Origin of the sequence: Idiomarina baltica OS145, assembly GCF_000152885.1 — a bacterium.
GTDB classification, from domain to species: Bacteria; Pseudomonadota; Gammaproteobacteria; order Enterobacterales; family Alteromonadaceae; genus Idiomarina; species Idiomarina baltica.
Genome location: NZ_CH672405.1, coordinates 2,468 through 14,274, shown reverse-complemented (window position 1 = coordinate 14,274; position 11,807 = coordinate 2,468). Strand labels below are relative to the sequence as shown.

At 47.4% G+C, this 11,807-nt stretch carries 13 protein-coding genes and 1 pseudogene; 13 read left to right on the top strand and 1 reads right to left on the bottom strand.

Features of this window, described 5'->3' with window-relative positions; translation table 11 throughout:
- From OS145_RS05975 to OS145_RS05950, 6 genes are all read left to right on the top strand, one after another.
- Positions 1 to 938 (top strand): S1 RNA-binding domain-containing protein (locus OS145_RS05975; protein WP_006955330.1); only part of this gene is annotated, 938 nt, incomplete at its 5' end.
- A gap of 28 nt (positions 939 to 966) precedes the next feature.
- Entirely contained in the window at positions 967 to 1,251 is a 285-nt protein-coding gene (ihfB, locus tag OS145_RS05970) for an integration host factor subunit beta (protein ID WP_006955329.1), read from the top strand.
- A gap of 70 nt (positions 1,252 to 1,321) precedes the next feature.
- Positions 1,322 to 1,606 (top strand): lipopolysaccharide assembly protein LapA domain-containing protein, encoded by a 285-nt coding sequence (locus OS145_RS05965; RefSeq protein ID WP_006955328.1) that lies wholly within the window; start codon positions 1,322 to 1,324, stop codon positions 1,604 to 1,606.
- A 6-nt stretch (positions 1,607 to 1,612) separates the two neighbouring features.
- Positions 1,613 to 2,767 carry a lipopolysaccharide assembly protein LapB gene (gene lapB, locus OS145_RS05960; protein ID WP_006955327.1) on the top strand — a complete coding sequence of 385 codons (1,155 nt, stop codon included), beginning with the start codon at positions 1,613 to 1,615 and terminating at the stop codon, positions 2,765 to 2,767.
- Entirely contained in the window at positions 2,760 to 3,464 is a 705-nt protein-coding gene (gene pyrF / locus OS145_RS05955) for an orotidine-5'-phosphate decarboxylase (protein WP_006955326.1), read from the top strand. The genes lapB and pyrF overlap by 8 nt, the downstream gene beginning before the upstream one ends.
- Before the next feature lie 91 nt (positions 3,465 to 3,555).
- Positions 3,556 to 3,888, top strand: coding sequence for a ComEA family DNA-binding protein (locus tag OS145_RS05950; protein ID WP_006955325.1), 333 nt, complete (start codon positions 3,556 to 3,558; stop codon positions 3,886 to 3,888).
- Between the two features lie 75 nt (positions 3,889 to 3,963).
- Here the strand turns inward: OS145_RS05950 and rne are convergent, their stop codons facing one another.
- On the bottom strand, positions 3,964 to 6,915 hold the full coding sequence (gene rne / locus OS145_RS05945) for a ribonuclease E (protein ID WP_040487850.1): 2,952 nt from the start codon (positions 6,913 to 6,915) through the stop codon (positions 3,964 to 3,966).
- 519 nt (positions 6,916 to 7,434) lie between these two features.
- On the opposite strand from rne, the gene rluC reads away from it, so the two are divergent.
- The 7 genes and pseudogenes from rluC to OS145_RS05910 form a co-directional block, all read left to right on the top strand.
- Positions 7,435 to 8,382, top strand: a complete 948-nt coding sequence (gene rluC, locus OS145_RS05940) for a 23S rRNA pseudouridine(955/2504/2580) synthase RluC (protein WP_006955323.1) — start codon at positions 7,435 to 7,437, stop codon at positions 8,380 to 8,382.
- A gap of 18 nt (positions 8,383 to 8,400) precedes the next feature.
- Positions 8,401 to 9,060, top strand: a complete 660-nt coding sequence (locus OS145_RS05935) for an HAD-IA family hydrolase (protein ID WP_006955322.1) — start codon at positions 8,401 to 8,403, stop codon at positions 9,058 to 9,060.
- Positions 9,061 to 9,072: 12 nt separating this feature from the next.
- Complete coding sequence (locus OS145_RS05930; RefSeq protein ID WP_006955321.1) at positions 9,073 to 9,669, top strand: Maf family protein; 597 nt, start codon at positions 9,073 to 9,075, stop codon at positions 9,667 to 9,669.
- A gap of 49 nt (positions 9,670 to 9,718) precedes the next feature.
- Positions 9,719 to 10,249 (top strand): 23S rRNA accumulation protein YceD, encoded by a 531-nt coding sequence (gene yceD / locus OS145_RS05925; RefSeq protein WP_006955320.1) that lies wholly within the window; start codon positions 9,719 to 9,721, stop codon positions 10,247 to 10,249.
- A gap of 16 nt (positions 10,250 to 10,265) precedes the next feature.
- A complete protein-coding gene (gene rpmF, locus OS145_RS05920; RefSeq protein WP_006955319.1) occupies positions 10,266 to 10,436 on the top strand; it encodes a 50S ribosomal protein L32 in 171 nt (56 codons plus the stop codon).
- 16 nt (positions 10,437 to 10,452) lie between these two features.
- On the top strand, positions 10,453 to 11,478 hold the full coding sequence (gene plsX / locus OS145_RS05915; protein WP_006955318.1) for a phosphate acyltransferase PlsX: 1,026 nt from the start codon (positions 10,453 to 10,455) through the stop codon (positions 11,476 to 11,478).
- 11 nt (positions 11,479 to 11,489) lie between these two features.
- Positions 11,490 to 11,807 (top strand): annotated as a pseudogene (locus tag OS145_RS05910) (3-oxoacyl-ACP synthase); the annotation flags it as partial.

Sequence of the window (11,807 nt, the reverse complement as noted above, 5' to 3'; positions counted from 1 at the left end):
AGTTTGATCGCGAGCGCACTCGTGTATCACTTGGTCTTAAGCAGCTTGGCGAAGATCCATGGGCGGATATCGCAAACCGTTACCCAGAAGGCACTCGCCTGACTGGCCGCGTGACTAACTTGACTGATTACGGCTGCTTCGTTGAAATCGAAGAAGGCGTTGAAGGTCTTGTACACGTGTCAGAAATGGATTGGACTAACAAAAACGTTCATCCTTCTAAAGTGGTTAACTTGGATGACACTGTTGAAGTTATGGTTCTTGAAATTGACGAAGAACGTCGTCGTATTTCTCTTGGCCTTAAGCAGTGTAAACCTAACCCTTGGGAAGAGTTTGCTAAGAACCACAACAAAGGCGATAAAGTCTCTGGCAAGATCAAGTCAATCACTGACTTTGGTATCTTCATCGGCCTAGAAGGCGGTATCGACGGTTTGGTTCACCTTTCAGACATCAGCTGGAACGCGACTGGCGAAGAAGCGGTCCGCGATTATAAGAAAGGCGAAGAAGTCACTGCGGTTGTGATGCAAGTCGACGCAGAGCGTGAGCGTATTTCTTTAGGTATCAAACAGCTTGAAGAAGATCCGTTCAACAACTTCTTGGCAGCGAACAAGAAAGGTTCTATCGTAAACGGTACTATCACTGAAGTAGACGCTAAAGGTGCTAAAGTTGAATTAGCAGACAGCGTTGAAGGTTATATCCGTGCAGCTGACATCTCACGCGAGCGCGTTGAAGACGCAAGCACTGAGTTAAGCGTTGGCGATAGCGTTGAAGCGCGCTTCATGGGCGTCGATCGTAAGAACCGTACGTTAAGCTTGTCTATCCGTGCGAAAGACGAAGTTGAAGAGAAAGAAGCCGTTGAACAAGTGAACAAACAGCAAGAAAGCTCTGGTATCAACAGCGCTATGGCTGATGCGTTCAAAGCGGCTAAGACCGACGATTAATTAAACCTTTAGCGAGGAGGTAGGTAAGATGACAAAGTCGGAGTTGATTGAGAAATTAACACTGAAGTTCTCGGACCTGCCTCCGCGAACGGTAGAGTCTTCTGTGAAAGATATTCTTGAACAGATGATTCAAAGTTTAGCAAAGGGTCGGCGCATTGAAATTCGTGGGTTTGGAAGCTTTTCGCTTCATTATCGAGCACCTCGAATTGGACGTAATCCTAAAACGGGTGATCAAGTTGAGTTGGATGGTAAGTACGTTCCTCACTTTAAGCCGGGTAAAGAATTACGGGAGCGCGTCGACAATTTTAATTAGTTTGCGTTCGTTCGTTTGAAAACGGCATGCTATACTAGCATGCCGTTTTTATTTATATGAGGTTCGGAACGTGCTTAGACGGATATTAATATTAGTTCCCATTATCCTCTTGTTTTTGCTAGCACTCGCGTTTGGTGCACAGAACCCAACGGTGGTGAGTGTAAACTTTCTTGTAGCAAAAACTGACTTTTCTGTCGCTGGTTTAGCGGCCATTTTTCTTGCCGTTGGATTTTCCATAGGTCTCATTTTGCTAGTGCTGTATGGTATAAAGTGGCGAATGCGTAATGCTAAGCTTGAGAGACGCTTAAAAAGAGCTGAGCATAAGGCGACTGAATCACGTGAAAAGCAGTCGTAATCGTTTATGTTAGAGCTGCTGTTTTTACTTCTTCCTGTTGCAGCTGCCTATGGTTGGTTCATGGGACGCAACAGTGTGCGCTCAGAAGAGCGCAAAGAACAGCAGCAGTTTTCTAAGAAGTATGCAGCGGGTCTTAACCTACTACTATCTGATGAACCGGATAAGGCGGTTGATCTATTTGTCGAACTGCTTGACGTTGATAGCGATACGCTTGAAACTCATTGGACGTTAGGTACATTATTTCGTCGCCGTGGCGAAGTCGAACGTGCAATTAAAATCCATCAGAACCTTATCAATAGAAGTAATATTACCGAATACGATCGACTGAATGCGATGTTTGAACTGGGTAAGGATTACTTATCAGCGGGTATTTATGACCGCGCAGAACAAATGTTTTCGCGGTTGCAAAATCACAAGCTATTTAGAACTGCAAGCCGACACTATTTACTCGAACTCTTCCAAGCAACCCATGATTGGGATAAGGCGATAAAAGTCGCTCTAAGGTTAAATCGTGATGATCACATCGAAGCTGTGGTAGGGCAGCTATATTGTGAATTGTCTCTCACTGAACAATCGGTTTCGAAGCAAATCAAATATTGTAAAAAGGCGCTGAAATACGATAAGCGGTGCGTGCGAGCGAGTATATTGCTCGGCCAAATTTACGCTGGGCGAGACCAACTCAGAGAGGCCATTCATAGCTATGAGTATGTGCTTGAACAAGATAAACAGTTCATACGTGATGTATTGCAGCCTCTGAAAGCATGTTACATGAGTTTACAGGATGAAGCCGGCTACATTGAGTTCCTTAATCGATGTGTGGCCGCTAACGCAGGTACGAGTGCGGTCATTGAATTGTCCGAATACCTGTTTGAGAATCAAGGCGGTGATGCGGCAGAACGCTTTATTCGCTCAGCGATGGAACAACATGCAACCATGCGAGGTTTCCATCAACTTATGGACTTTCACATTCGTGCAGCAGATGTAGGCAATGCTCGGGAGAGCTTGCGCATGTTGCAAAAAATGGTTGCTGAGCATATTAAACAACGCCCGAGTTATGCCTGTCGCCAGTGCGGCTTCTCTGGACAAACCCTCTATTGGCAATGCCCCTCGTGTAAAACATGGGGTTCCACTAAACCCATTAAAGGATTAGACGGTGAATAATAAAAGCTTACCTTTGATTTACGTTGCACTTGATTTTGAAACTGCAGAAGAGGCTAATCGTCTCACTGAACAACTGGATGCTAAATCAGTTGGACTCAAAGTCGGCAAAGAGTTATTCACCGCGGCAGGACCCGAGTTAGTTAAAAACTGGGTTGAACATGGTTTTTCAGTCTTTCTCGACCTTAAGTTTCATGATATACCGAACACAGTCGCAAAAGCGGTTGTGCAGGCGGCAAGACTCGGTGTGGACGTAGTTAACGTTCATGCCTCGGGCGGGCGAAAGATGATGGCTACCGCCAAACAAGCCTTGGAAAAAGAGTCTCACCAACCGCTACTCATTGCCGTGACTGTGCTTACCAGTATGACGGATGAGGACCTGACTGAAATAGGTGTGCACCGAAATGCTCAGGAGCAGGTGATGGCATTAGCCAAACTGACTCAAAGTGCGGGCTTAGATGGCGTTGTTTGCTCAGCACAAGAGGCTGAAATACTTAAGTCTACATTGGGTGAGTCTTTTAAACTTATGACACCAGGTATCCGTCCCAAAGGAAGCCAACAGGATGATCAAAAGCGAGTGATGACGCCCCAGCAAGCGCAACAAGCAGGCGTTGACTTCATGGTCATAGGACGCCCGATTACAAAAGCCAGCGATCCCGCTCAGGCAGTGTCAGACATTATTGCTTCTCTATCGAGGTAATGACGTAATTCCCTAAAAAGACCCGCAAAGTTTTCTCCTTTTCACTATGCTTGTTGCGCTGAATCGATCAGCGTAGCAAGAGGAGAAATCAATGTTACGTAAATTTCTAATACCCACAGCAGTAGTTGTGCTCTCAGGTCTCTCAATGGGTAAAGCGGCAGTAGCTGCGCCTACACCAATGAGCTCACCTTTAATGCCTTATGTGCAAGCTGCCGAAAGTCAGTACGAGAAGTTAAACATCAATACAGCGACGGCTGATCAAATAGCCGTGGCTATGATTGGCGTGGGGAAATCGAAAGCTGAAAATATTGTTAAATTTCGTGAGCAGTTAGGTGGATTCAAAAATATTGACCAATTACTTGAGGTGAAGGGGATTGGTCAGCGCACGCTCGATAAAAACCGAGATCGACTAACTATCGAGTAGGCTGAACACATTACGAAGCTACAAAAAAAGGCTGCATAGTTGCAGCCTTTCTCATATTTAACCTTCAACGACGGGTTAATTGCTCGTGCATTTTGTCATCACAGCGTGCGCGGAATGGGTCGCCGAAGCGAAAGATGCCACACGCTCTGATTTAGCAAACGGCATGCGAGTTTCAGCCGATGCAGTCGATAAAGCACTAAACTCCGAGTTTCGAGGTTGAGCTGACGCCTTTGTCATCTGAGCAAACGCTTTGCCGCCGGTAATCGTAGATGGAATAACCGGTGTAGTCACTGATTTACTTTGCTGACTCATTTCGCGTTCCTGCTTACGACGTTGGCCCGCTGCTCGCATGTGACGAGGCGAGCGCCGTGAACGGTTGCGTTCTTTAGGTGCTTGTTCCGTTGTCGGTGATGCAGCCGGTGCAGACGCGTGCTCAGTTGCTGCCGTCGGTGACGTTTCTGACTCTGCTGTCGTATCTGCCTCAATATCACGAGCAGGTTCATTAACATCAGCCGCGACCGGTTCCTCAGGCAACTCTGATTCGCTGCCTGTAGCAACGTTCGTGCTTTCTTGTTGAGCTGAGTTAGTTGCTTCCTTAGGCGTTTCTTGCGGATCTTGCTGCGGCGCTTTGTCGTTGCTATCTGCTGCTTGCTTAACAATTTCTGCAGCCGCCTGCATACGCGGATCCATGACCTTTTGCTTAATTACGTCATCGGTCGGTGCTGACTCGACCTGAGGTTTTGCTTCGTTTGACGCTGTTACCTCTTTGGGTTGCTCTACAACCTCAGTTTGTTGCACTTTCTGCTTTTGCTTAGCAGGTTTTGCCTTGCTTTGCTCAGGTTCAGCTGATTTTGCCACATCCTTTTTGGCCGTTGGGTTTTCAGTCTGATCACCTTTAACACGTACCGAACGCTCTAGTTTTCTTGGTTCACGGCGCTTTTTAGGCTGTGACTCACGTTTGTCTTGAGTCTCACCTTTAGACTTTTCAACAGCTTGCTCTTCAGCTTGATTAGTGACAGTTTCACTCGTTTTGTTAGCTGATGCGTTCTGGTGTTGATTACGGTTTCTATTGCGACCACGACGATTGCGACGATTCGAATTAGCACGACCCTCTGAGTTGGAGCGTTCATTTTCAGTCTTTGACTTATCCTGAGGTTTGCTGTCTGTGCTCGTGTTTGGTTTGTCACTATCGCGATTATTCGCTGAGCGATTATTATTCCGGCGACCGTTGTTACGATTGTTGCGACGCTGGTTATTATTGCGGCCACGGCGTTGATTGTTGTTGTTACGCGGCTTAGGCTGCTGCTTTTCTTCAACTTCATCGGTACCAAATAATTGACTCAACCACTGACTAATACGTTTCAGTAGCGAGACAGAACCCGCCTTAGTTTTAGGTTGTGACTGTGGTGTAGGTGCCGGCGGCGCCGTCGGTGCTTGTAAGCCTTTAAGTGCTGGCTCTTCAAGCTGTTGACGCTCTTTAGTCAGCGTTATCGCAACGCTTTCTTCTTGTTGCTCCGGTTTTTGCACCTGATTAAAACTTGCCGCCTCTGGCACTTCGTCATCACGGATACGGACAACCTCAAAATGAGGTGTATCCATATGATGGTTTGGAATAATAACGGCTTTTACGTTATGGCGCTCTTCGATCTTGATAACTGAAGCACGCTTTTCGTTTAGTAAGAAGGTCGCAACCGACACCGGAACTTGCGCTTGAACCTGCACGGTATTGTCTTTGATTGCTTCTTCTTCGATGAGGCGTAAGATCGATAGTGCTAAAGATTCACTTGAGCGGATGGTGCCTTGACCACTGCAACGCGGGCAAATGGCGTTGGCAGACTCGCCTAACGAAGGGCGCAGGCGTTGGCGCGACATTTCGAGCAAGCCGAAGCGAGAAATTCTTGCGACTTGAATGCGTGCGCGATCATGTGCAAGGCTGTCGCGTAAACGGTTTTCAACTTCACGTTGATGACGTGTTGGTGTCATATCGATAAAGTCGATAACGACTAAGCCACCAACATCGCGCAGACGTAATTGGCGTGCAATTTCTTCAGCGGCTTCGAGGTTGGTTTGGAATGCCGTTTCCTCAATATCGCCACCTTTGGTTGCGCGCGCTGAGTTAATATCAATGGACGTCAGCGCCTCAGTCGGGTCAATCACGATTGAACCGCCGGATGGCAAGCGCACTTCGCGTTGGAACGCCGACTCTATTTGGCTTTCAATCTGGTAGTGACTGAACAGAGGTACATCGCCCTCGTACAATTTAACGCGATTGACGAAATCGGGACGAATTAACTGAATATGGTCGCGAACCTGTTCAAATACTTTTTTGCTATCAATGAGCACTTCACCAATATCACGGCGAAGATAATCACGTAATGCTCTAAAAATAACGTTACTTTCCTGATGGATTAGAAACGGAGCGGGTCGCTTTTGTGCCGCTTCGCTAATAGCCGTCCAGTGATGAATGAGAACGTTCAAATCCCACTCGAGCTCTTCCTTTGACTTACCGACACCTGCGGTACGTACAATAAGCCCCATTTCTTTGGGAACATTAATTTCACTCAGCGCTTCTTTGAGAGCGGAGCGTTCTTCTCCCTCGATTCGACGTGAGATACCGCCAGCGCGTGGGTTATTGGGCATGAGCACCAAGTAACTTCCAGCCAATGAAATAAAGGTGGTTAAAGCAGCACCTTTCTGACCACGTTCTTCTTTATCAATTTGGACAATAACTTCTTGACCCTCACGGACAACATCTTTGATGTTGGGGCGGCCATTAAAAGTGTAACCATCGGGGAAGTAGGTTTTGGCAATTTCTTTGAGAGGCAAAAAGCCGTGGCGCTCAGCACCGTAGTCAACGAAAGCGGCTTCTAAACTTGGCTCGATGCGGGTGATTTTACCCTTGTAAATATTCGCTTTCTTTTGTTCATGACCTGGGCTTTCGATGTCTAAATCGTATAAGCGCTGACCATCAACCAGCGCAACACGCAACTCCTCGAGCTGCGTGGCATTGATTAACATTCTCTTCATTTTAGTGACTCAATATTATTGTGCCACTGGTAAGCGTATAGCGGTAGCAGACGTGCTTTACTTCTTTGACTGATTGTACTTGGGGTTCGTGAGGAACCTTGCATGGCCACCCGTCGAGTTCTAACTTCGCTGAACTAAACGTGTGCCGCAAACTATTCTTTATCTGATCGACTGTCTGTCTTCAAATCCGCTCCCCAACACATGCAGTGGATGGGGGCTACGCTACCAAGTAGCGTTAATTACAAACGTGACTGGCGAACAAAAACATCTCCAAAACAGCCCTGTGCATTCGACATCTCGGCTAAAACCGTATCTCGACGTAGGGGAGGAGCATGGTCTGTCACCAACCACACGATTTGTGTCGTTTCAAACCCTTCACCGAGCGCGCGCCATACACGGCTGCAAAAGCATACTCAGCGAGGTATAAAATTTGACACTTCATTAAATCACAAACCATGCCTGCAAGACAAGCATGTTTTTTATACACACGCACAAGCAGATTGGTGTTAAAATAGCGTCATGGATACAGAATTTAATCAAGTGCAGTGGCACGACGTCGCCCGCGATGAAGCAGGGCAGCGTATCGACAATTTTTTAATCGCGCGGCTGCGGGGCGTCCCGAAGTCGTTGGTATATCGTATTCTGAGAAAGGGCGAAGTGCGCGTAAATAAAAAGCGCACAAAGCCGGACTACAAAATCAAAGCAGGGGATGCTATCCGAATTCCGCCTGTTAAGGTGTCTCCTAAGCCTGAGTTACCGTCACCTAAATTGGCAAAGGTAGCTGAGCTCGAGCAGGCGATCGTATATGAAGATGATGCATTTATGATCGTGAATAAACCTTCGGGGCTTGCTGTGCACGGTGGCTCTGGACTGAACTTTGGGCTGATCGAGGGGTTGCGCGCGCTGCGTCCGCAAGATAACGCGCTCGAGTTAGTGCATCGGCTTGATCGGGATACCAGCGGTTTAATAATGATTGCGAAAAAGCGCAGTGTGCTTAAGGTTCTGCACGCCCAATTGCGGGATAAAGAGATGAATAAGCAATATCTCGCGCTGGTTCGTGGTCAGTGGCAGAAGAATGTGCGCAATGTCGAAGCCCCCTTAAAAAAGAATACGCTGAAGTCGGGTGAGCGAATTGTTCGCGTAGATGCCGAAGGTAAACCTTCTCATACCCGCTTCAGAATTAACCAACGATACGCGGAGGCGACACTCGTTGAAGCTTCACCGGTGACAGGGCGTACCCATCAAATTCGCGTACATGCGTTGCACGCAGGTCATCCAATTGCCGGCGATCCTAAATATGGTGACGCATCGTTCAATGAACGGATGCAGCAAGGTGGACTGACGCGATTGTTTTTACACGCTTGGCAACTGTCATTTAAACATCCCGTTACCGAAAAAACAGTGTCATTCGAGGCGCCAATGGATAGCTCGTTAACGGCTATCCTCAGTGAGCTGACGCGTATTTAATAAGTAAACGAGGTTAACGTGGTTAAACTGGTCGTATTCGATTGGGATGGAACACTCATGGACTCTGTCCCGCGTATCGTTTCTGCAATGCAAGAAACTGCACGTATGCTATCGCTTCCAATACCTTCTCGCAGTGACGTGCAAGAGATTATCGGCATCAGCTTAGAACCAGCGATTGAACGTCTATTTGGTCGGCTTGATGCCGATACTCATCAGTCCTTCTTAGCGGTGTATAGGGATGAGTATGTGGAGCGCAACCAAACGCCATCTCCTTTGTTTGCCGGTGCTTTGACACTGCTACAGCAACTGCAGCAAGACGCTCTTAAGTTGGCTGTTGCGACGGGTAAAGCGCGACGAGGGCTTGACCGCGTGTTGCTCGAAACTCAAACCGGCGGTTTTTTCGCGGCAACGCGATGCAGCGACGAGAGCGAGGGCAAGCCTTCGCCTAGAATGTTGCATGAGCTCATGACTGAACTCGAGGTTGACGCACACGAGACAGTGCTTATCGGTGACTCTATTCATGACATGCAAATGGCGAGCAACGCTGGCGTAAAAGCGGTGGGTGTAAGCTTTGGCACCCATGCCCGAGAGCGACTTATCGAACATGGCGCTGTGACGGTGATAGATGATCTGATGGGTTTGCCCACCGTGCTGAAACGAATAAAAACTGCTGTATAAAGGATGAATGATATGGCTCGAACACTTATTCTTGGCTCGTCTTCTCCATACCGACGCGAACTGATGAAGCGTCTGCATCTCGATTTCCAAACGTTTAAACCGGAAATCGATGAACAAGCTTTATCCGGCGAAGCACCGCAAGTGTTGGTACAGAGGCTCGCTGAAGAAAAAGCTAAAAAGGTAAGTCGTGTAATGCACGGTGCAGAAGATGCTCTGATTATTGGCTCAGACCAAGTTGCTGTTTGTAACGGCGAGATCCTCGGTAAGCCGCACACTCATAAGCGAGCAGTAGAGCAACTACTCAGTTTCGTAGGGCAGAAGGTCACTTTTTTTACCGGTTTAAGCTTGTACGATGCGAGAGAAGATATAGCACAAACCGTATGCGAACCCTTCTATGTCACTTTCCGTAACGATCTAACAGAGGCAGAAATCAGTCGTTACGTTGAGCTTGAGCAACCGCTGAATTGCGCGGGTAGCTTCAAAAGTGAAGGCTTAGGTACGGCATTATTCGCAGAATTATCAGGCAGTGATCCGAACAGCTTGATCGGGTTACCCACAATTAAGTTGCTTAAACTGTTACGTAATGTCGGCGTTAACCCGCTTACCTAAAAGGATTAAGCTTGTCAGAGTCAGTTATTAAAGGTATCATTAACCGCCTATGCAAAAGGTCAGAATTCCGGTCAGCGTTGACCCGGTAAAGAGCGCGAATAAAAAGCAAACGTTTGATGGGGTCGTCCCCGTCCAAACTTTAAAGCGTTTGCAGGAGTTGCTTGCAAAGCCTTGCGAGACCGATCCTAATGTGGTGGTTGAGTTTGGTGTAGATGAGCAGGGCATGAGCTATTTTTCCGGTACGGCGTCGGTCAGCGTTATTTTAACCTGCCAGCGCTGTAATCAACTATTTGAGGTTGATATTACTGCACAATTTGCGTATGCTCCTGTTTCTTCCAAGCAGGGAGCTGATGAGTTACCTGAACGCTATGAAGCGATCGAGACTAACGAATTCGGCGAAGTTAACCTTCACGGGTTAATTGAAGATGAACTTATTTTGGCAATGCCTCTTGTGGCAAGACATGCTCCAGAGGATTGCTCCGTAGACCGTGACGCAATGACATGGGGTGAAATCGAAGAAGACGATGAAAAGCCTTCTGACAACCCGTTTGCTGTGTTACAAGAATTAAAGCGTAAATAACTAGGAGATAGCGTAAATGGCTGTTCAACAGAATCGTAAAAGTCGTTCAAAACGCGACATGCGTCGTTCACACGATGCGCTAAGCGGCCCTACACTGTCGGTTGACTCTACCTCTGGTGAGACTCATCGTCGCCACCATGTAACAGCTGACGGTTATTATAAAGGTCGCAAGGTCGTCAACAAGTAATTGTTGATTCCAGGCGATGCCTGAATTAAAACTAGCGATCGATGCAATGGGGGGCGACAACGGCCCCTCTGTTGTGCTCGAAGCCTTAAAAAATAGTCTTAAACAGAACACAACGACACAATTCGTCGTGGTCGGTGACGAGACTATTTTATCTCCTCTTTTTGACCAGTTTGAACTCTCTCATCATCCTCAAGTCACATGTGTTCACGCCGAACAAGTCGTCGAAATGACCGACAAGCCAGGTGCGACGATGCGTCAAAAGCCACAATCGTCCATGCGCATTGCGCTCGACATGCATGCTCACGGCGAAGTTGATGGCGTCGTCAGTGGCGGCAATACAGGCGCTTTGATGGCCCAAGCCTATTTTATTTTGAAGCCTATCCCGGGCGTGTTGCGACCAGCGCTAATGGCAGCAATACCCAATATGACCGGAGGACGGTCTTATTTGCTTGATTTGGGTGCGAATCCAAGTTGCGATTCAGAAACGTTATTTCAATTTGGTGTCATGGGCTCGGTAGCGGCGCATGTGCTGGAGTCTGACAAAAATGTATCTGTCGCGCTTCTGAATATGGGTGAGGAGGAACTGAAAGGCAACGATGAAGTGCGCAGTGCGGCACAGTTGTTAAGTCAGTCAGAGCATGTCAATTATATCGGCTTTATTGAAGGTAATCACCTCTTTAGCGGACGTGCGGATGTTATTGTATGTGATGGCTTTGTTGGAAATATTGCATTGAAGAGCTGTGAAGGTCTGGCAACGTTAATTATCGATGAATTGAAAGCATCGTTGACGTCTCATTGGCTATATAGTTGGTTCTTTAAGTTTCTACAAAAGCGGACTAAAAAGTCCTGGCAACGGTTGAAGCCCGACCACTATAACGGTGCAAGTTTGATAGGATTGCGTGGCGTGGTTGTGAAAAGCCACGGTAGTGCGAATGCGAAGGCATTTGAAAGCGCGATTTCTCACGCGATTAAGGAAGCGAACCATCGTCTTCCAGAAAAAATTCAAGATCGTGTTGAATCGGTCCTATTAGAACAACATTAAGTACCCATTTTATGACGTATTCAAAAATCGTCGGCACGGGACATTACCTCCCGAGTCTACGACGTACGAACGACGATCTCAGTCAACAAGTTGATACCTCTGATGAATGGATTACAGAGCGAACAGGAATAAAAGAGCGTCGCATCGCCGATACCCACGAAGGCGTTGCCTCCATGGGGGCCGCCGCCGCTAGAAAGGCGCTAGAAGCTGCTGGTCTTAATGCAAATGATATCGATATGATTGTCGTTGCAACAACGTCGGCTGACCATGCATTTCCGAGTGCCGCATGCGAAATTCAAGCCCTGTTAAAGATCACCGAGATACCCGCA

Excerpts from the sequence above, each read along its gene's own strand:
- ihfB (WP_006955329.1), top strand. The coding sequence starts at position 967 with ATGACAAAGTCGGAGTTGATTGAGAAATTAACACTGAAGTTCTCGGAC.
- lapB (WP_006955327.1), top strand. The coding sequence starts at position 1,613 with ATGTTAGAGCTGCTGTTTTTACTTCTTCCTGTTGCAGCTGCCTATGGT.
- OS145_RS05950 (WP_006955325.1), top strand. The coding sequence starts at position 3,556 with ATGTTACGTAAATTTCTAATACCCACAGCAGTAGTTGTGCTCTCAGGT.
- rne (WP_040487850.1), bottom strand. The coding sequence starts at position 6,915 with ATGAAGAGAATGTTAATCAATGCCACGCAGCTCGAGGAGTTGCGTGTT.
- rluC (WP_006955323.1), top strand. The coding sequence starts at position 7,435 with ATGGATACAGAATTTAATCAAGTGCAGTGGCACGACGTCGCCCGCGAT.
- OS145_RS05930 (WP_006955321.1), top strand. The coding sequence starts at position 9,073 with ATGGCTCGAACACTTATTCTTGGCTCGTCTTCTCCATACCGACGCGAA.
- yceD (WP_006955320.1), top strand. The coding sequence starts at position 9,719 with ATGCAAAAGGTCAGAATTCCGGTCAGCGTTGACCCGGTAAAGAGCGCG.
- rpmF (WP_006955319.1), top strand. The coding sequence starts at position 10,266 with ATGGCTGTTCAACAGAATCGTAAAAGTCGTTCAAAACGCGACATGCGT.
- plsX (WP_006955318.1), top strand. The coding sequence starts at position 10,453 with ATGCCTGAATTAAAACTAGCGATCGATGCAATGGGGGGCGACAACGGC.